Below are 24,422 nucleotides of genomic sequence, written 5' to 3' on the forward strand. Positions count from 1 at the left end.
TTACCATGAATGAATATACACCGAGGGTTTTGATTACGGAAGATGCCAAAACAATCATTGATCAATTAAAAAATTCCAATGACAACGACTTAATGTTTCATCAAAGTGGTGGCTGTTGTGATGGATCATCTCCAATGTGCTTCGAAAAAGGTGATTTTATAGTAGGAGCTAGTGACGTATGGATGGGGAAGGTATATGGTTGTGATTTCTTTATGAATGAAGATCAATTTGACTATTGGAAACATACACAATTGACTCTTGATATAGTGCAGGGTAGGGGTAGTAGCTTTTCTATTGAAATTCCTTTGGGTATAAGATTTATGATCCGTTCTAGATTGTTTACCTCCGAGGAACTTCTCCGGCTTAACCCTATAATGACGGGTGAGGAATATTTAGAACAGTGAAAAATCATTCAAATCGGATGCTTTCTATTTTCTAACTTACTCCTCAATTTGATAAACAATGTCACCTCCAATAATGGTCATCAATACTTTTGTATTTAAAATTTGATTTTCATCAATTTTCATAAGGTCTTGATTGAGTATAACCAGGTCGGCTAATTTTCCGGATGTAATACTTCCTTTGATTTTTTCTTCAAAGGCACCAAAGGCAGGAGAGAGCGTATAGGATTTTAGCGCTTGGTCTCGCGTCATTTTCTGTGCAGGCTCATAGCCTGTCTCGGGTTTTCCATCCAATGTTTTTCGGGTCACACTTGCATAGAAATTAGCTATGGGTGAAAGAGGTTCTACGGGTACATCTGTGCCATTTATGACAGGAATTCCTGTTGCTAAGAGACTTTGCCACATATAAGCTCCTTCAATTATCCTTTTTTTACCTAAACGATCCATAGCCCAAGGCCTGTCTGAGGACAGGTGAATGGCTTGCATGGAAGGGATTACTCCAAGTTGGGCAAACCTTGGGATATCTTTGGGGTGAAGATGCTGCACATGCTCTATCCTGAATCTCGGATCAACAGATGGGGTGTTAATTTTCTCCAAGGCTTTTTGATATTGGTTCAGGACTTCTTGGTTTGCCTTGTCTCCTATGGCATGAGTGGCTATCTGAAAGCCAAATTGTAAGCCGTCTTCAACTGTTTGATAGATTTCCTCCATTGGCATGGTTTCATGACCATAATGACCGGCTTGATCTGAGTATTCTTCCAATAGCCAAGCTCCTTTTGAACCTAGGGCTCCATCAGCCATTAATTTAATGGAGCGAACAGTGAGCCATGGGTCAATCAAAGGGCCTTTTTGGTACCAGTCCTGCAATAATTCTTTATCGCTACCGTCCAGCATAGCATATATCCTTGTTTTTAAACTGCCATCGGACTTCATTTTTTGATAAAAAGCCATGTTTGATTTGCCTATACCGGCATCATGAAAGCTCGTGATGCCATTTTTATGGCAAGTGGCTTGGGCTAAATTAAATGCTTGAAGGTTTCTTTCTTCACTCCTTTCAGGGATGTATTGGCTGATAAGCCCCATTGCATTTTCATTAAATATACCCGTTGGATGTCCTTTTTCATCCCTAATAATTTCTCCACCGCTAATTTTTCTATAACCATTTAGCTCTCTATTTAGTGGGCCTATTTTCGCAATTTCCATTGCCTTGGCATTTGCAAGCAGTGCATGTCCGCTTGCATGAAACAAAACTACGGGATGGTCGGGTGTAACTGCACTTAATAAATCATGTAAAGGAAAGCCATTAAAAGAATTTTTTGCCGGTTCCTCCCATTTACTTTGGTGCCAGCCATTGCCAATAATCCATTGTCCGGATTTTGTATTGGCAGCAGTTAATCTCACTTTTTCTACAATCTCATCATAGTTTTTAGCTGCTGAAAGATCAAGGTTCAATAGGTTATACCCCAACCCCATAAAATGGCCATGTCCTTCTATCCATCCCGGAGTCATTATTTTACCGGAAAAGTCAATCATTTGGGTCAGTGGTCCTATATAGGCCTCAACTTCCTCATCTGAACCTACAAATAGGATAAGGGAATCTTTAATGGCAAGGGCTTCTGCAATTGGGTTTTCTGCTTCTTGGGTATAGATGGTGCCCCCTTTGAATACAATTGTGGCCTCTTCTATATTTTTGGACGGGGTACAGGCTGTGATGAGGCAAGTCCATAAAACAAAAAACAGTAAGTTAAATTTTATATGCTTTAAAGATTTTTTTGGTAAACATTTCATAGCGAAATTTTCAAATGACAAGTATGCTTGGAGCTATTATATTCCATATTCCTTTTCTACTTTACAAATACGAACTTTGTAATGACTGTACCAAGTGGATTTTCCTCGGGTTTGGGCCAAGCTGTGATCCTTATGGTTTTTCCAGGCTTTTATGGATTCCAAGTCCTTCCAGTAGCTCACCGTAATCCCTATTTCGGAGCTAGCTGATTCATGGCCTAGGTATCCGGGTTGAGATTTAACCAAATTTTCCATGCGTAATGCCTCCTCAGCATAATTTTCTAAATGATCACTTTTTATGCTTGTAAAAATTACGGCATAATAGGGAGGCTTGGGCGTTTGGTTAATTTTTTCCATGGCTTTAAATGTTGATATTCCAATGGCTTTTAATCCATGATTGATAGCAGCGATTAGAAGCAATTGTATAATATAAGATTAAATTAATTAAACCTTTATTAATTTGATCAATTCACCTGATTTTTTAACTTTATACCTTGGTATTCAGATCAAAATTTAAGGTGTGATTAGGCCTTTTTATGATTGAGAGATTCGCCATTTTAATTTTTCAAGAAGGGTAATCCAAGTTTGTAAGTTTGGTTAAAATTTGGTATGAAATAAATTAAATTAAAAAAAATGGATGTAGAAATTCTCTCCAGAATACAATTTGCCTTTACCATTGCCTTTCATTATATCTATCCTCCTTTAAGTATTGGGCTGGGACTGATTATGGTCATAATGGAAAGTCTTTATTTGCGAACAGGAAATAAAGATTATGAGATATTGGCAAAGTTTTGGACCAAAATATTTGCCTTAACCTTTGGGATAGGCGTAGCTACCGGCATTGTAATGGAGTTTGAATTTGGTACCAATTGGGCTACTTATTCACGATATGTTGGGGATGTTTTTGGAAGTGCCTTGGCTGCCGAGGGGATTTTTGCTTTTGCCTTGGAAAGTGGTTTTTTAGGGGTTTTGCTTTTTGGTTGGAATCGTGTTAAACCTTGGGTTCATTGGGTAGCTACTTTGGGCGTTTTTTTAGGTTCCATGTTTTCAGCAGTATGGATAGTCATTGCAAATAGTTGGCAACAAACACCGGCAGGTTTTCATATCGTGGGGGAAGGTATGCAAGCGAGGGCGGAGATTATAGATTTTTGGGAAATGGTATTTAATCCTTCCAGCATGGACCGCTTGGTGCATACTTGGCAAGGTGCCTTTTTGGCCGGAGCATTTTTGGTTTTGAGTGTTCATGCTTATTACCTAAGAAAAGGAAGATACATAGCAATTTCAAAGAAAGCTTTTAAAATTGCATTGGTAGTGGCCACCGTTTTTTCCTTGGCCCAATTGATCTCAGGGCATAGTTCTGCCAATGGGGTAGCTGTAAATCAACAGGCTAAATTGGCTGCTTTTGAAGGGCATTTTGAAGAAAATGCTGCCGCTCCCATGTATTTGTTTGGTTGGGTAGATAAATCATCACAAACAGTTACGGGCTTAAGTATTCCCGGAGGTTTATCCTATTTGTTACATTATGAATTTGGTGCACCTGTTACAGGTTTAAATGCCTTTCCCGAGGAGGACCGACCTTCACAGGTAAATGCAGTATTTCAGTTTTACCATATTATGATAAGCATAGGGATGTTTTTGATTGTACTCACCCTTGTTGCTTGTTTTCAATGGTATAGGGGAGAGCTTTTTGAAAGCAAAGGGCTTCTCTGGGTGTTTTCTTTTGCCGTCATTTTGCCTCAAATTGCCAATCAAGTGGGTTGGTTTGCCGCTGAAATGGGAAGGCAGCCTTGGGTAGTATATGGTTTACTTAGAACCAGTGATGCTTTAAGCAAAACAGTAACAGCCAATCAGGTATTGTTTTCGTTAATCCTATTTTTTATCGTCTATACCATACTCTTGCTCTTGTTTCTTTACCTGCTCAATAAAAAAATTAAGCATGGCCCTTATGATGAAGAGGAAGAACTTGACCGCCCTTTTCAGCATGACGTAGCAGCCTCTTTTTCACCGGATAAATAATAAAATATGGAGACCTTATTTGGAATCGATTACCCCACACTTTGGTTTTTAGTTGTGGGAGGTTTGTTTTCAGGATATGCCATTCTGGATGGTTTTGATTTTGGTGCTGGCGCTTGGCATCTGTTTTTTAAAAAAGAAAAAAGCAGAAGATTGGCCCTCAATGCCATTGGTCCGGTATGGGATGGAAACGAGGTTTGGTTAGTCATTGGAGGTGGAGCGCTGTTTGCAGGTTTTCCTGTAATGTATGCCACCTTATTTTCAGGCATGTATGTTCCTTTTATGTTATTTTTGTTGGTGATCATCATGCGGGCTGTTTCTATAGAGTTTCGAAGCAAAGAACCCATGTTATGGTGGAGAAAAATGTGGGACATTTCCTATTCAGTATCCAGCATTATGTTGCCATTTTTACTTGGCATTGTTCTCGGGAATGTGCTTTTAGGAATGCCGCTAGGTGAAGGGTTTGAGTATGAAGGGGAAGGCTTTTTAAGCTTTCTCAATCCTTATGCGATAATGGTTGGTGTCTCTACGCTTGCCTTAATGATGTCGCATGGAGCCATTTACCTTTTATTGAAAACTGAGGGCAGAATGTATGCAAAGCTTACCCTTTTATTAAAGAAAGGAATGATTTTCTTTATGGTTAGCTTTGGTATCACCTCTTTGTATACCCTCATTTATATCCCTCATTTATCCGATACATTTAGGGGGAATCCGGAACTATTTGTAGTTCCCTTGGCAGCCTTGCTTTGTATAGCCAATGTACCGAGGCTGGCCAACAAGAAAAAGTATGGGAAAGCCTTTCTTTTTTCCTCCTTAACAATAAGTCTGTTACTTATTTTGGTGGCCATAGAATTGTACCCCAACTTGTTGTTTTCCACCCTTGATCCGAAATATACCATAACCGTTTACAATGCCGCTTCTTCAGATAAATCTTTAGGAATAATGCTCACTTTTGCTGCCATTGGAACCCCTTTGGTTTTGGGTTATACTGCCTTTGTGTACATTACTTTTAGGGGCAAGGTAAAAATAGATGAAACCAGCTACTGATTGCCCCATTCTTTAAGGTGTTGATATTCTGTAGAATTGTATGGAAATATAACTGTTTAGTTTTATATTTCTGAAGCAAAACCCTTTCACTTATTTAAACCCAAAACATTATGAAAAGGATCGTAATAATTCTTGTAACCTTCTTTTGCGTCTCTTCTATATATGGGCAGCATCTAGATATAGCAAATCCGGCACTGTTGGATTTAGTAGATGAGAATAGCCAAGTCCTAAAACTTCACGATGGTTTCCAATTTACTGAAGGTCCGGTTTGGAATGAGGAAGGACAGTATTTACTATTCAGTGATATTCCTGCCAATACAATCTTTAAGCTTGAGCCTACCGGTGAAATCACCTCTTTTAGAAAACCAAGTCATAATTCCAATGGGTTAACCTACGATAAAGAAGGGAACTTGATAATTGCAGAACATAGCGGAAGAAAAATAGGCAAGTTAAGCCCTGAAGGGAATTATTCCACTTTAGTGGATAAATATAAGGGCACCCAACTGAACAGTCCCAATGATGTGATTGTGGATAGCCAAGGAGCTATTTATTTCACAGACCCTCCCTATGGTAGGCCTAAAGATGCCACTGATACTTTATCCTTCAATGGGGTCTATAAATTTTCTAATGGAGAACTTGAATTGATAGCTGATAACCTTTACAGACCCAATGGGATTGCTTTGTCTCCTGATGAGCGAAGCTTATATGTAGCCAATTCCGGTCAACCCAAGCAATTTATAAAATTCCCTATCAATAGATCAGGCAAAATAGGGAAGGGAAAGGTGTTTTTTGACGCATCTGAATTAGCCGGAGAAGGTAACCCTGACGGTATCAAAGTCGACCCTGAAGGAAATATATTTGCTACCGGGCCCGGAGGTGTTTTGGTCTTTACAGAAAAAGGGGAATTACTAGGAACGATAAAATTTCCCGAAACCCCTGCCAACCTGGCTTTTGGAGGGCAAGATATGAAAACTCTTTTCGTAACAGCTAGGACAGGATTGTATTCCATTCGGTTAAAATAGTTGAGTTTTAAAATGGATTCAGGAAGAAGAAAATTCATTCATAAGGCAGGTTTGGGAGCTGCTGGTGGATTAATCGCAGCTAGAGGAAAGGCTAACTTGAGAGAAACTCCTGAATTTTTTAAAATCCAGGCAATAGAACAGGCTTTAACAGAACCTGTTTTAAATATTTCGGAATTAAAGGAACCCGTATGGATCGCATCGGTGGAATTGTTGAGGAAGAAGGATAATTTTATTTGCAGGGTAAGGTCTAAAGATGGTGCGGAAGGGATAGCTGTAAGCAATAATATGCAAATAATATACCTATACCCTATATTTTTGCATCGGATTCAACCTTTTTTTATTGGAAAGGATGCCAGACATCTTGAAACATTACTTGAAGAGGTTTATGTATACAAGAGCAATTACAAATTGCAAAGCCTGGCCTTGTGGGTGCCACTAGCTACCTTAGAATTTGCTATTTTAGATTTGTTAGGAAAATTAAGCGACAAAAGTATAGGAGAGCTCATTGGTGAAATCCATAACCCTAATATAGCTGTTTATCAAGCTAATAATTTTAGAGGGAAATCAGCAGAAGAATCTATAGGCTTGATCGAAGCCCAAGTCCGGGAAACCGGCGCCAAAGCATTAAAGTTTAAAATAGGTGGGAGAATGAGCAATGACCTGGATTTTCCTTCAGGAAGATCGGAAAATTTGATCCCATTAGTAAGGGAAAGATTCGGCGCAGACATGGCCATTTATGCCGACTCAAATGGATCATATTCAGTAAAGGAGGCAGTCAGGATTGGTAAAATATTGCAAGAATATAAGTTAGACTTTTATGAGGAACCAGTTCCATTCGATTGGTATGAGGAGACATTAGAAGTAAATAGGGCATTGGAGATACCTATTGCCGGGGGTGAACAGGAGCCTAGCATTCATAATTTTAAATGGTTGATTGAAAATGATGCTTTGGATATTGTTCAACCTGATATATTTTATTTTGGTGGAATGATTAGGTCCATGAGGGTTTCAAAAATGGCGGCAATCAAAGGAAAAGAATGCACCCCACATATCTCCGGCTCCGGGCTAGGTTATTTATACATGTTACACTTTGTTTCGGCAATTCCTAATGCAGGACCATTTCATGAATTTAAAGGTCTAAACCGAGATATACCTTTGGATTGTGCTACTTCAGACCTTTCGAGTATCGATGGAACAGTAAGCGTACCAACCGGAGCAGGCTTGGGAGTTACACTGGATCCGGATTTTGTTGATGCACATAAAAAAGTAAAGGGCTAATGCATCATTTTAAATAAAGGAAAGAATATGTAATTTGCCGATAATATTGAAAGACAAAATATTGCCAAGCGTGGACTGATCAGAAGACGGGCATTCAATTTTTACGATTGAAATTGAATTGAAATTAAATGTGGTAAGCTTGATTTTAATTGGCAGTATGAAACTTTAGTTTTGAATTTAAATAAAATAATAAACCTTTGAATACCTTTTAATTATATGAACAAACCTTCTATCTTTTTGAGTCTTGGCTTGTTTACCTTTTCCTTAATTGGGTGTAACTCAAAACAGGAAAGCAGCACAACGCCTGAATCTACTTTATCTAAACCAAATATCATTTATATTTTAGCAGATGACCTAGGTTATGGTGATTTAAGCTTTAATGGACAAGCGCATATTGCTACTCCAAATATTGATAAACTGGCTAAGGAAGGCTTGTTTTTTAATCAGCATTATTCCGGTTCTACGGTGTGTGCGCCTTCCAGAAGTACCTTGGTTTCGGGATTACATACCGGTAATGCTCCGGTACGGGGAAATTATGAAATTCAGCCTGAAGGTCAATATCCACTGCCCGATTCTGTTTTTACCATTTTTGAGTCTTTAAAGGCAGAAGGCTATACTACTGGAGCTTTTGGTAAATGGGGGTTAGGATATCCAGGTTCTGAAGGAGACCCCAATAAACAAGGAGTGGATGTTTTCTTTGGGTATAATTGCCAACGAATGGGCCATAATTATTACCCTTTTCACCTATGGGACAATCAAGATTCCTTGGTATTGGAAGGAAATGCCGGAACAAAACTGGAGGAATATGGTCCTGAGCTTATCCATAAAAAGACCTTGGATTTCATATCAAACAATAGTCAAAACCCTTTTTTCCTATATGTACCTACCATTATCCCACATGCTGAATTAATCGTTCCGGAAGACATGATGAAAGATTATCGGGGAAGGTTTGATGAAACCCCTTACAAAGGAGTGGATGCTGGACCCGACTATAAAATTGGTGGATATATGTCCCAGGAAGAGCCCCGAGCGGCCTTTGTGGCCATGGTGGAATTACTGGATAAACAAGTAGGTGAAATTGTTGGTAAGCTTGAGGAATTGGGGATCAGAGACAATACCCTTATAATTTTTACCTCAGACAATGGTCCTCATAAAGAAGGGGGAGCAGATCCTGACTTCTTTAATAGCAATGGTCCATGGAAAGGTTACAAAAGGGATTTGTACGAAGGGGGAATCAGGGTTCCAATGATTGCCAATTGGCCCGGAAAAATTAAACCGGGCAAAACAGATCATATTTCTGCTTTCTGGGATATTTATCCTACAGTTGCAGCTTTGACAGGGAGCGAATTGCCAGGGAATACAGATGGGATTTCCTTTGAACCTACGCTTCTTGGCGAGGCAGGAAAACAGAAAAAACATGAGTATTTATACTGGGAATTTATTGAGCAAGGAGGAAAACAAGCCATTAGGAAAGGCAAATGGAAAGCCATTAGACTTAATCTTAGAAAAGACAATAATCCTCCAATTGAATTGTACAATTTGGAAGATGATCCGGGAGAAAAAAACAATATCGCAGACAAGCATCCTGAATTGGTGAAATCATTCAAAGCATTGATGGAAGAAAACCATACACCTAATCCGGTTTTTAAATTGTATGCCTCAGAATTAGATAAGTAAACTTTTAAGATAATAAGATTTTAAACAATGATTAAATTATCCAAATTGAGTTTTGCAAGCCTATGTTTGCTATACCTGGGGAACTTTTCATGTACTTCAGAAAAAGTGGAAACCATAGAAAAGGCTCCCAATGTCTTGTTTATCCTGGTGGATGACATGGGATATGCAGATCTAGGATATTCAGGGTCTACATTTTATGAGACACCAAATATTGACAACCTGGCCAAAGACAGTTGGCAATTCACCAATGGATATTCAGGAAGTAGGGTATGTAGTCCTGCCAGAGCCACAATTATGACCGGGCAGTTTACCGCCAGTCATGGTATAACGGATTGGATTGGAGCGAAAACAGGAGAGAATTGGAGGACCCACAAAAGGCATGATCCCATGCTTCCTGCAGATTATGTTTATCAGCTGCCAAAAGAAAGTACCACCTTGGCAGAAGCCTTCAAAGCCAATGGCTACAATACTTTTTTTGCAGGAAAATGGCATCTGGGAGATGAAGGAAGCTATCCGGAGGACCATGGATTTGATGAAAATATTGGTGGTTGGGACAAAGGATCTCCTTCAGGAGGGTTTTTTGCGCCTTATACAAACCCCAAATTGAAAAATGGCCCCGATGGTGAAAACCTTACCATCCGTCTGGCAAATGAGGTGGCCAATTTTATGGACAGAAGTAAAGATAAACCGTTTTTGGCTTTTCTGTCCTTTTATGCTGTACATGCTCCGGTACAAACCAGCAAGAAGAAATGGTCTAAGTATAGAGACAAAGCTGAGGCCATGGGCATCGCTGATAAAGGGTTTGAAATGGGAGAGAAACTTCCTTTTAGAACTGTTCAGGACAATCCAAATTATGCAGGCTTAGTGGAATATGTAGATGATGCTGTAGGAATAGTGATGAATCAACTTGAGACCTTGGGGCTTGCAGAAAATACCATTGTGGTATTCACCTCAGACAATGGGGGAGTAGTCGCAGGAGATGCATTTGCTACCTCCAACTTGTTTGTTAAAGGTGGCAAAGGTCATCATTGGGAAGGTGGCGTACGTGTACCTTATTTAATAAAAGTTCCGGGAACACAACCTAAAGCACCTGTTGATTACCCGGTTGTGGGTGCGGATTTTTTACCTACTTTATTGGATTACCTTCCACAAGATGTGAATATTTCTCAGGAGATTGAGGGCAGAAGCTTAAAACCATTAATTGAAGGTGAAGCCTTGGACGAGCGACCTATATTCTGGCATTATCCTCATTATGGAAACCAAGGAGGAGTTCCTTCTGCCATGGTGAGAAAAGGGGATTGGAAATTGATTCGGTATTTTGAAGATGGCCATGAGGAATTGTATCGTATTCCTGATGACCCATTTGAGGAAAATGAGCTTTCAGAGGCTTCTCCTGAGATCAAGACCGCTTTGTCTACTTTACTAACCGAGTATCTGAACGATAAGGAAGTATTGATGCCTAGGCCGGATGAAGCCTTCGATCAATCACTATTCGAAGAAAGACTCCATAATATGGAAAATGAATTGATGCCTCGACTTGAAAAACAACGACTTGATTTCTTGGACAAAAACTGGCAACCCAATGAAGATTGGTGGGGAAGTGAAGCTGCGGAATAGATTTTAATACGGATCTGGGACATTGTTGCTGAAACAGAAACAATGTCCCTTTTTTTTAAGTCTCTAAGAGGTGTTTTTAATAGGTTTTGTAGGTAGAAGAGGGCTGATGAGGAAGTTGTGTTCCCTCTTGCTAGAGCGGCCAAATCCACAATATCATGGGTATACTTACCACCATCACAATGATGGTAAGGGGTAATCCGAGTTTCCAATAATCACCAAACTTATAACCACCCGGCCCCAAAACCAGTGTGTTGGACTGGTGTCCTATAGGGGTAAGAAATGAGGAGGAGGCCCCTATGGCTATGGCCATCAAAAATGGATCAGCTGAAAACTGTAAAGCAGTAGCTATTTGTAAGGCTATCGGAGCCATTAATACAACTGTTGCTGCATTATTTATCAAAGCAGACAAAAGCATGGTCGTTAGCATTATAAGCCCAAGAAGGGTCCAGGTAGGTAAATTTTCTGCACTTGACAATATCAATTGGGTAATGGTATTGGCAGCACCACTGCTTTCAAAGGCATGTCCCACAGGAATCATTGCGCCTAACAAGACAATGACGGGCCAGTCGATACTTGAATAAAGATTTTTTAATGGTAGAATTTTACTAAAAACCATTCCCATGGCTGCCAGGGTGAAGGATATGGCCACAGGGAGCCAACCCAATACCACTGCAATAATAGACAAAACAAAGAGAGACAGGGCCAAGGCAGTACGTCTTGGTTGACCAATTTTAATACTTCTCTTGGCTAGAGGGTAACATTGCATCTCTTTAAAAGTTTCCGAGACTTTATCTCTTCTCATTTGCAACAGTAATACATCTCCAGAACGGAAAACTTCATGATCAATTCGCTTTATTAATGTCCTGTTGCCTCGGGATAAGGCCAATAGGTTGACGTCAAACCGTGAGCGCATATGTATACTCGATGCTGTTTGCCCAATCAATGATGAGTTCTCTTGTATGATTCCTTCAGTATTGATGATTTCATTTTTATCTTCAATTTCTTCTAAGAAGTCTTCATCTCCTACCAGGTCAACTTGGTATTTGTTGATAAATTCTTCCAAGTCATCGGTATTGGATTCCAGGATAAGAATGTCATTGGGGATAAGTATAAAATAGGGACTGGGCGCATGAATTCTAACCTTGTTTCTGACGACACCTAAGACCTTGATATCTATTTCTTTATCTGCTGTTATCTGTTTGATGGCCTTGTTCTCCAAAGAAGAATTTTCACTAAGGACTATTTCTGTAATGTAGTTTTCAATTTTAAATAAAGCTTCATCAGAAAGACTACCTCTTCTTTTAGGAATTAACCGCCAACCTACTGTAGAAATAAAAAATACGCCGGAAATAGCCACCATAGCTCCCAAAATGGTAAAGTCAAACATTCCAAATGCTGCCTCTCCACTTTGGGCTCGAAATGAAGATACAATGATATTGGGAGGGGTGCCAATAAGGGTGGTAAGCCCACCCAATAGTGAAGCAAAAGCAATGGGCATTAAAATGACGGATGGAGAATAATTGTGTTTTCTAGCCAATTGTATGGCAACAGGCATAAAAATAGCTAAGGCTCCTATATTGTTCATGAACCCTGAGGCAAGGGCAACTGCGCCGGACATGGTTGCAATCTGAAGGTTAAGGTTTTTTCCAACCTTCTCCATTAAAGCTACGATTACATTGACTATGCCTGAATTTTCCAGTCCTTTACTTACCACAAGTATGGCTGCTACAGTGATTACAGCCGGATGGCTAAACCCCATAAAGGCAGTGTCATAAGGGACGAGACCAAGTATGGCCAACAAAATTAACGCAGAAAGCGCAACAAGGTCATACCTTATCTTTCCCCATATAAAAAACAATAGGGAGAGCCCTAGAATTACAAATACCTGGATTTCTTCCATAAAAACCTAGGTGGCTATAGGCGCAGCAAGACAGGCGTCAGGAATATTGAATGCATTGACCAATGGGACGGCATCCTTACGCATATTCCAGCACAATTGGTTGACCATTTTTCGAATGGCCTTTGATTTACCACCTTCCATATAGCCTTGCTCCAAGTACCATCCATTGTGTTTTTCAATTTGATGTAAGGCATAGAGGTCGCAGAGTTGCTTGAGAACTTGCTTAAGTTCAGGATCACTTGTCTGCTCAATTTTCTCAATAAATTTCTCCAGCACAACCCTTTCAATAAATGCCAGACTTAATGTATAAAGGTGGTGTTGAGCAACATTCACCGCATCAAAAGGATCCATTCCCTCACCCATTAACCGTTTTAACCTATTGGCTGCAGAGTTTAGAATGCTGTTTTCTCTGTATTGGAAGGCATTCAGATGAAATTCAGAATCCAAAAGATGGCTCTCGTCCTTATTTCTAGTGATAATATAATTCTTTTCAGTTAAGCTTGTTTTGGCTTTGGCTACCACATAATCAATAATGGTAAACAAGTTCATGTTTTCAAACTGTTCTTTGTAAGCACTAAGCCTACTTTTTGCTACAAGTTGTAACAGAACAGTGTTGTCGCCCTCAAAGGTGGTGTATACATCCGAATCATTTTTTAGTGCATCAATTCTGTTTTCAGACAGGAAACCTTTGCCACCACAGGCCTCTCTACATTCCTGTAAGGTATCGGTATTGTGCCAAGTAGCATAAGCCTTTAAACCTGCAGCCAATGCCTCGATTTCTTGCATTTCTTCTTCTTTCCTATTTAAGAAACGGTCAGTAACGTATTCCATAGCAAAGTGACAGGCATAAGTTTTGGCCAAAAGAGGTAGCAGTCTTCGTTGATGCATACGGTAATTGAGTATGGGTACTTCTGCTGTGTCATCTGGTCCAAACTGCCTTCGTTTATCTGCATACCTTATGGCTATTGTAAGGCCGGATTTTGATGCGGCAATTGCTGAGCGAGGAATACCAATCCTTCCACCTACCAAAGTTCCCAGCATGGTGAAGAACCTTTTGTTGTCACTGGCAATGGGGCTTTGAAAATCCCCATTCTCATCAACAGATGAGAACCTATCCAGCATGTTTTCTTTGGGAATAACAATGGAGTCAAAACATATCAAGCCGTTGTCTACTCCATTCAAACCCATCTTTCTACCACAATCGGTAATCGATATGCCCGGTAAAGTATTGCCTTCTTCATCCCTTAAAGGAACGATGAAAGTACTTACCCCATAATCCTTTCCTTCAATGATTAGCTTAGCAAAAACAGTGGCCATCCTTCCATGGAGGGCTGCATTGCCAATGTATTCTTTTCTCGCATGAATATGCGGGGTATGGATAGTGAAAGTTTTCTCTTGGTGATTGTAAGTGGCAGTAGTTTCTATCCCTCGGACATTTGAACCATGATTGGTTTCTGTCATGGCAAAACAACCGGGTAGCTTTAAGCTTCCGATATCCCTTAAGTATTTTTCATGGTGTTTTTTCGTTCCCAAGGAAAAAACGCTCATTCCCCATAAGCCAAATTGAACACCAAATTTAATTACGGTACTTAGGTCACGATAGCTTAGGGTTTCCATGACAGTAAAATATCCCTCCATGTCATTGGCTCCTCCAAATTCTTCCGGATAGCCAATGGATCCATAACCCTTCTCAGCCAACATTTTGCACCAAAGCAGAACTTGCTCTCTGTATTCTCTTAAATTTCCCAGGTCTACATAATCAAATTCCTTCTTAGAAATAAAAGATTTGATTTCATCTATCAAAGGTTTTCTTTTGCCATCCAAGAGGAAGGTTAATTTTTCAGTAGCAAAGGCTGCTTGTGTTTCATAGGAGGTAGAGATATTGGAATGTTTAGACTTAAACGTCAATGTTGCGGACTTGCCTATAATTCCCAATTGGGTTTCCAGCTTACCCAGTTCATTTTCCACCTTTTCTAAAGGAATGGTTTGCGCAACATTAGGTGCATGTTTTTTTAAAATTTCTACTCCAATACTTGAGAGGTGAGGGTAGGATTTGTCTTCAGCAACCGCCGATTTAATGGTTTGCCACCACAGCTCCAACTCTTCTCTAGTCGGTGGAAATTCAGGGTCTAGTTTATTGGTTAAATATTCCCTGTCTTCTTTGCTCAACCAATCCGCTTTTTTAAAGAAAGACTGAAAAGCCTTATGTTCGCTGTTAGTAATATTGGCATCTGACCATACCTTATACAAGGTGGGAAGGAGAACAAGACTTCCATTGGTTGGTTGAGAAAGAATCTTTTCCATGCTAAATTTGGGTTTAGGATTTAATAATAATAAGGTAAGAAATTATTGCTTTTCACTTCAATAATCTGACCAAAAAATGATTTATGAATAAATAAACTTTTATCCATATCGTAAAGTACTGAAAGAAGAACTCAGATTAGGCTTACCCCCTACAAAAGAAATAATGAAGGAATAACTTTTTTAACTAGGAGTATGCAATAGGATTCGTGATTCCCACCCTAGGTTTTATCAGGGAGTCTTGCATTCGCAAGAAAATCATGTGTTTGGGAGATTTTAACATAGCATTGCTATGGGGAACCTGTCTACTAACAGATAGGATTGAATACAACAATGAAGGGGCTGATTGTGAAGCGCTTTCAGCACGAAATTGAAGGTCTATTGTATATTTCGGGTATAATCTGTCAATTGTCTGATCTGCCTTTGGACTTGCTTCTGAATGGTTTTAAGTTTTTTCGGATAATAGAATTACTGTCTATTTTCAAAGGATGAGAAGGGTAAGCCCAATAACCCCACCTTAACTTTCAATTATTAAAGCGAGAAGCAATGGAGATAATAAATTAGGATATATCAATTGATTTTATCCCACTCTTCGATGTTTTTCACATTTAAGCTTTTGGAGTCAAAAGTAGGATCCAGTCCTTTTTTCCTTTGTTCTACATAGTCTTTGAGTGCGGCCATTGCAGGTTTTCGTAGCAAAATAATAGCAATCATATTGAGCCAAGCCATTATGCCTACGCCAATGTCACCCAATGTCCAAGCCAGCTCGGCAGTTCTAACAGTACCATAAAAGGTAGCTATTAAAATCAAAGCCCTAAGTGCAAACAAAGGCCAATTGCGATGCTGATCCTTTTGGAGAAAACTTAGGTTAGTTTCTGCGATATAATAATAGGCCATGATGGTTGTGAAGGCGAAGAATGCCAAGGATATGGCAATAAATCCTGCACCAAGATTAGGGAAATGTTCGCTGATCGCGTATTGGGTGAATTCCGGACCATAGGTTACGCCAGGAAGATTTTCAACCAAAAATCCCCCTTCAGGGTTAATTACATTGTATTGACCAGTGAAGAGTATCATAAATGCAGTAGCTGTACAAATGAATAGGGTATCCACATATACAGAAAATGCTTGCACTAAACCTTGTTTAACGGGATGGCTAACTTCAGCAGCAGCGGCAGCATGAGGCGCTGTTCCCTGACCTGCCTCATTGCTATAGATCCCTCTTTTTATTCCCCAAGAAATGGCCATTCCAAATATGCCGCCAAAGGTGGCATCAGCGTTGAAGGCAGATGTTATGATCAATTTAATTACTCCGGGGATCTCAGTGAAGTTCATGGCCATTATTATAATGGCCATAATTATATAGGCTGCAGCCATAAAAGGAACCACTATTTGGGCTACTTTACCGATTCGTTTTACACCTCCAAAAATAATAAGGGCCAGAAAACCACAAATCACCAAACCTGTAATCCAGACAGGCACATTAAAAGCATTTTCTACACTGATGGCAATGCTGTTGCTTTGCACACCCGGCAAAAAGAAAGCTGTACTAAGAATGGTGGCAAAGGCAAACAAAACTGCATACCATCTAATTCCTAAACCCTTTTCAATATAGAAAGCAGGCCCCCCCCGGTATTGACCATCTTTAACCTCCTTATACATTTGACCCAAGGTGGCTTCTATAAATGCAGAGGCACTTCCCAAAAAGGCAATGATCCACATCCAGAAAATAGCTCCGGGTCCTCCCATGGCTATTGCTGTTGCCACTCCTGCAATATTTCCTGTTCCAACTCTTCCCGAAATGGCGATAGCAAAGGCCTGAAATGAAGTTACCCCTTTGTCAGACGATTCTCCACCAAACAATAATTTGATCATTTCCCTGAAATACCGGATCTGAAGAAATTTTGTAACAATTGAAAAGTATATTCCGACACCCAAGCAAAGAACAATTAATGCATTACTCCATATGATGTTGTTTAGGGCGTGTATTAAAGACTCCATATTGATTGTTTGGCTTGAAAAGAATGTTTGATACACAAAGAAAACCTAAAATAGGGTTAATAATAATTTTGAAGGTAAAAAATTAATCACCATTGAGAATTTTACTATTAAAATTTCATTTTGAGCGATTTTAAATCAATGAATTTGCTTACCATGGTCCATTTCTTGTAAAACAAGCGTTGTTTTTTTTGGAAGCTTAAAGGTTGAAAATTATCTGTTATATAAGTTTGTAGGTCAAAAAATTCTAATTCAAGGGGTAAAATATCAGCTGATATTCCATATCCGAATCGTTATTCAATAGTGAATTATCCTTTTACAAATTTAAATTAGTGGTTGTAGCAAAAGGTAGTTAAGGATAATGTATTAACCTTTTTAGTGGAAAGGTAATGTAATGTAAATATACCATACATTTAGTTTGTATAGGGGTTGAATCTTAATATCCAAATGGTGTAATCAGATGGAGAAATCGGAGATTAAAACTGGAAGATGGATATTAAAGTAGGTTGAGGATAATATAGATGGGGTATGGCATATTTTAGGATCAACTTATTTGATCCTCGATAAATCCCTATTAAAAATCATTACCTTTGTCGCAATTTGTAGGCAATTACAAACGATACGGAAATACAAATATGAAAGAATTAGGAATAATCAGCACCTTACCAATCAATAGATTCACGGACAATGGTGCTTATCTTGCTTTAAGTGATGGGGATGAACTATTGATCCCAAAGCGATACCTGAGTGGAGAAGAAAAGGAAGGTGACTTAAAGGAAGTTTTTATTTATACGGATAGTGAAGATAGACCTGTAGCCGTTACAGACAAACCATTGGCATTGCTTGATCAATTTGCTGTCATGGAAGTGAAAGATGTGACAAGTATAGGGGCATTCCTTGATTGGGGATTGGAAAAAGATTTGTTTCTCCCAAAATCTGAAATGCGGCAACCTGTATTTGCGGGGGACAAGGTTTTGGTGGTAGTATGTGTAGATCACCGAACTTCTCGTTTAATTGCGGTAAGTAAATATGAAGATTTTATTCTTTCGGATACCAGTGGTTTCAAGGTAGGCGAAGAAGTGAGTGCATTGATTTTTGACCTGACTGATTTGGGTTATAAGGTGCTGATCAATGGTTTTTATGAGGGGTTGATTTATGCCAACGAGGTATTCAAGCCTCTTGAAATAGGAGACACCGTAAGGGCTTTTATTAAGAAAATTAGAGAAGACAATAAAATTGATCTGATCATTACTCCCATAGGGCGTCAGAAGTTTGATGAAGGCGCAGACCAAGTTTATGACAAGCTTAATGAAAATGGTTTTTTGCCATTGACGGATAAATCTTCCCCTGAAGAAATTAAGCAAGCTTTTGGAATGAGTAAGAAGCATTTCAAGCAATGCATTGGTCAATTGTACCGAAAGAAAATGATTGTGATTAAGGAGGATGGCATCTATAAGGCCTAAGGCTTCTCTTTAAGGTTTTTTTTTAATTATTTTATTGATGAAAGGATTTGAAAGAAAATCTACTATTTTTGCCCTATTCATGTATTTTGTTGGTCAGCATGAGGTTTGCTGTTACTGATCGTTGATCAAAAGATTGACTTAGCGGTATTTACATCTTGAAATTTGATTTGAGTATAGAATGGATAACAAAACTGAAGTTTTTTTAGGCATAGATGTGGGAGGAACTCACGTAAAAATTGGGCTCGTAGACACCAAAGGCCAAATCATTGAATTTGGCAAAGAAGATACAGGCTTATTGAGAAAAAGTGCACAAGGATTTAACAAGGCCTTTGTGGAAGTTGTTGGAAAATATCTGGAGAAAAACCCGGAAGTAAAGCACGTAGGGATTGGCTTGCCGGGCCTCGTGAGCAAAGATAGGACCACGACCCTGGAGATACCTGCGATTTCTGAACTTAACGGGTTTAACCTTAAAGCGGCACTTTTAGAAAAATATCCGGCTATCATTTTCCATTTAGAGAACGATGCAAGTGCGGCAGCCCTGGGGGAATTTCATTTTGGTAAAGGAAATACTTCTGACGATTACTTGTTCATTACTTTGGGTACAGGTATTGGCAGTGCTTTGATTTTGGATAGGAAAGTTTTTAAAGGCGTAAGAGGAAATGCCATGGAGGTAGGACATATGCTATCCAGGGGCAATAGTAGGTTGGAGCCATTGATCGGTAGAAATGGGATATTGAATATGGCCCAAAAAATGATGGAGGAATTTCCTGAGGAAATTGGTGAGATGGAAGGGAAGGAGCTTGGCATTCACTTATTGGTCGCTTCGGCAAAAAACAACAACGGCATTGCCTTAAGGACTTTTGCTGAATTGGGAACTATTTTGGGAGAAGCACTGGTTTCTACCATTCGGATTCTAGATGTTACCGAAATTTATTTTGGTGGAGGTATATCGGCAGCACTGCCTTTTATAAAGCCCCAGCTTGAAAAAACAATCCGTCAATATTTAAGTGCCTATTACCTTACAGACTTGACCTTGTCAAAAGCCACGTTAGAAAATGATGCCGGTACCTTGGGTGCAGCAGCCTTGTGTTTTATGGATTAAGCGTAGTAACGGTTACTTCACTAACCTTATTTATAGCATTAAGTCGAAAAAGAACCTTTAAAGGTTCTTTTTCTGTTTGCTGCTCACAACGATCAGAAGGTTCTAAAAAATAAATAAAAAAACTTTGACTTTTATCCACAAGCTCCACCCTGTCCGGACGACCAAAAGTCAGGATAATTTCTTGATTGTTTTTTGCCAAGAATGTGTTTTTTAATTGCTTGATTTCCTCCAAATCCTGAAGCCGTAATCCAAGACACCCATTCCTGTCTTTTTTCCAATTTTCCATATTAATGTTTCCTGTTTCCAATTTTCCTGAACAGGAAGTGGCAGATATAACCAAGACGGCTAGGTAAATGTAAGGGAGCAGTGGTTTTAAATTCATGAGAGAACTGTAATGGTATCAAATAACACCACAAAACTAGTGGGAATGTTTGGTTGCTTTATATGGAATGGAATAAAATTAAAGGATTTTTATCAATTTAAGGTGAAGGGTTGAAATGCAGCTATTGAATAGCTTTGCCCTTGGTAGGTCATTGTTACCTCTTTATCGGTTTCTACCCGGTAAATGGTATTGTCTTTTAATTGTAACATAAAGCCACATTTTTTGCTGAAAACTACATCCGATTTTCCATCTGCATCCAGATCCATGGCATCACTTTCACCTCCTGCTACATTGCTTCCACGGTAAAGGTTGCCTTTAATTTCTGCGAGAGGAGTGGTAAACCCTTCCGTTGTCCATTTAAAGTTCTCATACATCGCTTTACCACTTAAGCCTGAGGCTGATTTTGGATATACCATAAGATCGATTGATTCCTCTTGACTTTCAAACCTGATTGGTTTTAACCAACCATAAGTACTTTGAATGGATGGGGCGTCTGTAACTGTTTTGATATTCTTATTTAATCCGATAAAATATTGGCGATCACCGTTTTGGCTATAACCCGTATGGGCCATATTATTTGTTATTGCCGTGATTAGCGGCCTTCCATCATTTTCCAGTAAAGGAACAGTTAGTCCAAAAGGCTGGTTTTGTGCATTTCTCAATCTCGTGACCAATAGATCCGGGGTTAGTATAAATTCTTGGCTAAAATAGGGCCCGCCTCTTCCGGTTACATAGCTGTAATGTATGGTAAATCTCACCAATAAAGGGTGCACAAACTTTATTTCTGCCTCTGCGCGATAGGTGGAGGGCACATCAGCAATTCTTACCCAATGACCTCTTTCCATCCATTCGGGGCCAAAGCTAATCCCTGATTGAGGTCCATAGCTGTCAACGAGTGTCCCGTCACCGGTTTTCATTTGGAAAGAGGTATTTTTTGAAATATCATGTTCCCCATCAGCAGGGCCTAACCGGCCATCCCATCCTTTTTTAACCATTCTTACAGTTCCTAATGGTGTCCAACTTTTTCCGTATTTGGGTACAGCGGCGCCCCTTAAATTTACCATTACTTGAAAACCACCGGCATTGGCAAAAAATGCTCCAAAGCTATCGTCTGTAGTGAATGCATATCCACCAATCTCTGCAGGTGAAGGAAATTCAGGGATTTCAGTTTTTCGGCTGAGCCAAGCTTCTGCCAAGTGCTGTACTAAAGCCCCGGTATAATTGCCCCACTGACTGGCAGGCTGGTAGCCAATGCGGTCATTAGGGTTAAAATGGTTTTTTGTAATAAAAAAAGAACCTTTAAATGCACCTGAATCCCTCTTCCAGCGATGAATGCTGTTAAAAGCTAAATTGGCAGCTCTTCTGTATTGACCAGCCAGGTATTGATTCCCATTTTTCCAGGCATCTTCTGCCATTACCTCAAATGCCAATTGGTACAAAACATCATTGAAAATATGGTTGTCCGTCCGGCCATTTGGTGGAGCCTGTCCATCCGGAGCCTGGGTATATAGACTCGTAAAGGTGCCCTTTCTAATGACTTTCATTATTTCAGAGGCAGAAGGGCCGTCGTATCCTTCTGTAGCCAATGCAATAAGGTTTCCTCTACCTACTGCTTCTACAGCTAGGGATTGGGGATCGCTGCTCCAATCCTGGTACATGTTCCATTTGTCATTGACAATTCTTATTCTTTGGCTGTATTGATTCCAGGCAGTTTCAATAAATTCTGTAGCAAAATTTTTGGGGCTTAAGTTATGATTGACCCTGCTCCATTCTCCTTTCATTGCATAGGTACGCCAATTGTTTATTCTGCCATCAAAGTTTTGCATTACCTCTGTTAATGGTGTTTCCATCCTTTTTGTCCAAGTTTTATATTGGTTCTCCGTGATATGAGCCTTGTAAAAGCTAAGGGCATTGGTGAGTGGGCTAATAAAAAATTCCCCATGCTCATCCGGAATGGCTTTGCTGCCTTTAGAAAAAGCCAAGGTGCTATGCTCCATGGCTTTAATTCCGGCTTCCTTTAGGTGTTTCCCTTGGCCTGCTTCCAATAATACGCCTACTCCAAAGGCAAAATAAGGGGTGGAATATTGATGCTCCCGTTTGAGATAGGGGTCTATGATTGCACCTGATGAATTTTGATTATTCGCCATCACCTCACAAGTTGCTTCAATTAACTTAAGAAAATCATCTTTATCCACCACAGATCTATTCCAAGGTTTGGCGCTAAGATGAAAGGCCTGACTTAATGCTGCTTCACCGGTATTGGTTTGGGAATAGGTATTATTAATAATGTAAATGGAAAGTAAAATAATCCAATGAAATTTTGGTTCTTTTTTTGGGTTCATGTATTTCATTTTTAATCAAGGCTTCCTTTATTTTTAATAATACTAATTGGTATTTTTCTCTAAACCTTTCTTTGTTTAATTCTGCAATGGATAAAATAATTTATCTATGGTTTATTCGTCGACTTTTTATGATGATTTTTTATTTTGAATATAATCATTATTATCAAACAATTCACTGTTTGTTTGGTGAATTTCTATGTTTTATATTTTCTTCCTATTAAAATATTCTATTGAATTTTGTTGTGATTCTTTTCTGGGCAGGTAAAAAGACTTTTTTTCTTTTAAATTATTGGTAATTATTCTTTGGTGGCCCAAACTCTAGTTCTTAGTTTTGCGTTTAGAATGAACGTTCGATCTAGAGTTATGAAAAATATAAAAGAGTTCCCGGAAAAAGAGATAGCCATCTACGAAGGTGCGCTTGAACTTGTGGCCAAATATGGATTTCATGGGACATCAATGAGTTTATTGACCAAGGAGGCAAATGTCTCCACAGGAACGGTTTATCATTATTTCTCCAGCAAAGATGACTTAATGAAAAAAATGTATTGTTACTACCGCAGCAAGGTAGAAGCACATGTTTCTAGTCAATTGGACGGGGAAAAGGAATACAAACAAAGGTTTTATTCGAGGTGGAAGACACTTTACCTTTATTATACCCAAAACCCTAGGGTTTTGCAGTTTTTTGAACAGTTTATCAATTCTCCTTACAATCAAGAAAGGAGTCCCCATCATTTTACCGGAGCCTATTTTACATTTCTAAAAGAGGGAGTTGATAATAATTACCTGAAGCCTGCCAAGCCTGAAATTTATGTGGCCATGTACATGGGAAGCGTTATAATGGCTTCAAAGATCAATGTTTTTGGGTCGATTTTATTGGATGAGGAAGACCGAGAGCTATTGATCAATAAGCTGTGGTACGGAATGGCAGATATTTAAGCACAATCAAAATTTTTAACTAGCATAATAAATAATCATTTAAATGAACAAATTTTCTTTTGTAATACTCATCATGCTTGTGGTGCTGAGCCAATCCTGTTCGGAAGGAGAAACCAAAAATATGGCTACGAAGCAGGCCCCTAGCATTCCTATACTTGAAGTTCCCAACAAAACACTAACAGGATATGATAGCTATCCGGCCAGTTTGGAAGGGGTAGTGAGTAGCTCAGTTAGGGCAAAGGTTTCAGGTTATATTACTCAGGTTTTAGTAGACGAGGGCCAAGCAGTGAAAAAAGGGCAGGGCTTGTTTAAACTTGAAACCCAGTCTTTGGATGCAGATGCTGCAGCTGCCAAGGCCAATGTAGCCGCTGCAAAAGTAGATGTAGATAAGTTGAAGCCTTTGGTAGAAAAAGGGATAATAGGAAGTGTTCAGCTAAAAACCGCTGAGGCAAGATACAATCAGGCATTGGCAACTTATAATAGTATTTCTGCCAATATCGATTATGCAACCATTAAGAGTCCGGTATCAGGCCATGTTGGTGCCATACCCTACCGTCAAGGTGCATTGGTAAGTCCTTCGGATCCATTGACCACCGTCTCACAGGTAGATAATGTTTTTGCTTTTTTTGCCATGAATGAAAAAGAGTACTTGAACATGCTTCAAATCACCCCCGGGGAATCCCTTGATGACAAATTAGAGAATATGGCAGAGGTGGAACTCGAATTAGTTAATGGTCAAATTTATTCCCACAAAGGGAAAATTAAAACTGTTACAGGTCAGGTCAATCCATCGACAGGGACAGTAAATTTCCGAGCCACATTTCCTAACCCAAATCGGTTGCTGGCACACGGCAATAGTGGAAAAATTCGCATACCTAATATTTATGAAAATATGCCGGTAATTCCTGAAGCTTCTATTTATGAACAACAAGGTAAAACTTATGTATATAAAGTAGGAGAAGATGCTGTGGTTGAAGAGGTTTTGATAAAAGTTGAAGCCAAAGTGGGACAATTTTTAGTCGTAGAAGAAGGCCTGAACCAAGGAGATAAAATTGTTTATCAGGGAATTGATAAGGTAAGAGGAGAAATGAAGATTTCACCTCGTCTAGTACCCTTTGATAGCGTTGCAGGAAAATTAAAAGTAGCTTTTAAATAAAA

General features: G+C 39.3%; 18 protein-coding genes. 11 read left to right on the plus strand and 7 right to left on the minus strand.

Going from position 1 to position 24,422, the window contains the following annotated elements; all coding sequences use genetic code 11:
* Positions 1 to 5: 5 nt before the first annotated feature.
* Complete coding sequence (locus Q4534_RS16595; RefSeq protein WP_303614268.1) at positions 6 to 404, plus strand: DUF779 domain-containing protein; 399 nt, start codon at positions 6 to 8, stop codon at positions 402 to 404.
* A 36-nt stretch (positions 405 to 440) separates the two neighbouring features.
* On the opposite strand, the gene Q4534_RS16600 is transcribed toward Q4534_RS16595, so the two are convergent.
* Positions 441 to 2,189: an amidohydrolase gene (locus Q4534_RS16600; protein ID WP_303614269.1), complete on the minus strand. Its 1,749-nt coding sequence runs from the start codon at positions 2,187 to 2,189 to the stop codon at positions 441 to 443.
* Positions 2,190 to 2,225: 36 nt separating this feature from the next.
* Complete coding sequence (locus tag Q4534_RS16605; protein WP_303614270.1) at positions 2,226 to 2,543, minus strand: antibiotic biosynthesis monooxygenase; 318 nt, start codon at positions 2,541 to 2,543, stop codon at positions 2,226 to 2,228.
* A 276-nt stretch (positions 2,544 to 2,819) separates the two neighbouring features.
* On the opposite strand from Q4534_RS16605, the gene Q4534_RS16610 reads away from it, so the two are divergent.
* The 6 genes from Q4534_RS16610 to Q4534_RS16635 all read left to right on the plus strand — a co-directional run bounded on the left by Q4534_RS16610 (position 2,820) and on the right by Q4534_RS16635 (position 10,840).
* Entirely contained in the window at positions 2,820 to 4,202 is a 1,383-nt protein-coding gene (locus Q4534_RS16610; RefSeq protein WP_303614271.1) for a cytochrome ubiquinol oxidase subunit I, read from the plus strand.
* A 6-nt stretch (positions 4,203 to 4,208) separates the two neighbouring features.
* The gene (gene cydB, locus Q4534_RS16615) at positions 4,209 to 5,246 is read left to right on the plus strand and encodes a cytochrome d ubiquinol oxidase subunit II (protein WP_303614272.1); all 1,038 of its coding nucleotides are present in this window, start codon (positions 4,209 to 4,211) and stop codon (positions 5,244 to 5,246) included.
* Positions 5,247 to 5,356: 110 nt separating this feature from the next.
* Positions 5,357 to 6,268, plus strand: a complete 912-nt coding sequence (locus Q4534_RS16620; protein WP_303614273.1) for an SMP-30/gluconolactonase/LRE family protein — start codon at positions 5,357 to 5,359, stop codon at positions 6,266 to 6,268.
* A 12-nt stretch (positions 6,269 to 6,280) separates the two neighbouring features.
* Positions 6,281 to 7,546, plus strand: coding sequence for a mandelate racemase/muconate lactonizing enzyme family protein (locus Q4534_RS16625; protein WP_303614274.1), 1,266 nt, complete (start codon positions 6,281 to 6,283; stop codon positions 7,544 to 7,546).
* A gap of 216 nt (positions 7,547 to 7,762) precedes the next feature.
* Positions 7,763 to 9,223, plus strand: coding sequence for an arylsulfatase (locus Q4534_RS16630; RefSeq protein WP_303614275.1), 1,461 nt, complete (start codon positions 7,763 to 7,765; stop codon positions 9,221 to 9,223).
* A 27-nt stretch (positions 9,224 to 9,250) separates the two neighbouring features.
* The gene (locus Q4534_RS16635) at positions 9,251 to 10,840 is read left to right on the plus strand and encodes a sulfatase (protein ID WP_303614276.1); all 1,590 of its coding nucleotides are present in this window, start codon (positions 9,251 to 9,253) and stop codon (positions 10,838 to 10,840) included.
* A 130-nt stretch (positions 10,841 to 10,970) separates the two neighbouring features.
* Here Q4534_RS16635 and Q4534_RS16640 read toward each other — a convergent pair whose 3' ends face one another.
* The 3 genes from Q4534_RS16640 to Q4534_RS16650 form a co-directional block, all read right to left on the minus strand.
* Positions 10,971 to 12,740, minus strand: a complete 1,770-nt coding sequence (locus Q4534_RS16640) for an SLC13 family permease (RefSeq protein WP_303614277.1) — start codon at positions 12,738 to 12,740, stop codon at positions 10,971 to 10,973.
* A 6-nt stretch (positions 12,741 to 12,746) separates the two neighbouring features.
* Positions 12,747 to 15,044 carry an acyl-CoA dehydrogenase gene (locus tag Q4534_RS16645; RefSeq protein WP_303614278.1) on the minus strand — a complete coding sequence of 766 codons (2,298 nt, stop codon included), beginning with the start codon at positions 15,042 to 15,044 and terminating at the stop codon, positions 12,747 to 12,749.
* Positions 15,045 to 15,611: 567 nt separating this feature from the next.
* Positions 15,612 to 17,042, minus strand: a complete 1,431-nt coding sequence (locus Q4534_RS16650) for a sodium:alanine symporter family protein (RefSeq protein ID WP_303614279.1) — start codon at positions 17,040 to 17,042, stop codon at positions 15,612 to 15,614.
* A 632-nt stretch (positions 17,043 to 17,674) separates the two neighbouring features.
* Between Q4534_RS16650 and Q4534_RS16655 the strand changes: the two genes are divergently transcribed.
* On the plus strand, positions 17,675 to 18,502 hold the full coding sequence (locus Q4534_RS16655) for a S1 RNA-binding domain-containing protein (RefSeq protein WP_303614280.1): 828 nt from the start codon (positions 17,675 to 17,677) through the stop codon (positions 18,500 to 18,502).
* A gap of 178 nt (positions 18,503 to 18,680) precedes the next feature.
* Entirely contained in the window at positions 18,681 to 19,604 is a 924-nt protein-coding gene (locus tag Q4534_RS16660) for an ROK family protein (protein ID WP_303614281.1), read from the plus strand.
* On the opposite strand, the gene Q4534_RS16665 is transcribed toward Q4534_RS16660, so the two are convergent.
* On the minus strand, positions 19,594 to 19,986 hold the full coding sequence (locus Q4534_RS16665) for a hypothetical protein (protein ID WP_303614282.1): 393 nt from the start codon (positions 19,984 to 19,986) through the stop codon (positions 19,594 to 19,596). The genes Q4534_RS16660 and Q4534_RS16665 overlap by 11 nt on opposite strands.
* A 92-nt stretch (positions 19,987 to 20,078) precedes the next feature.
* On the minus strand, positions 20,079 to 22,328 hold the full coding sequence (locus tag Q4534_RS16670) for a hypothetical protein (protein ID WP_303614283.1): 2,250 nt from the start codon (positions 22,326 to 22,328) through the stop codon (positions 20,079 to 20,081).
* Between the two features lie 363 nt (positions 22,329 to 22,691).
* On the opposite strand from Q4534_RS16670, the gene Q4534_RS16675 reads away from it, so the two are divergent.
* Complete coding sequence (locus Q4534_RS16675; RefSeq protein ID WP_303614284.1) at positions 22,692 to 23,264, plus strand: TetR/AcrR family transcriptional regulator; 573 nt, start codon at positions 22,692 to 22,694, stop codon at positions 23,262 to 23,264.
* 43 nt (positions 23,265 to 23,307) lie between these two features.
* Complete coding sequence (locus Q4534_RS16680; RefSeq protein WP_303614285.1) at positions 23,308 to 24,420, plus strand: efflux RND transporter periplasmic adaptor subunit; 1,113 nt, start codon at positions 23,308 to 23,310, stop codon at positions 24,418 to 24,420.
* Positions 24,421 to 24,422: the final 2 nt, after the last annotated feature.

The organism is Cyclobacterium sp. 1_MG-2023, from assembly GCF_030546805.1.
Lineage (GTDB): Bacteria > Bacteroidota > Bacteroidia > Cytophagales > Cyclobacteriaceae > Cyclobacterium.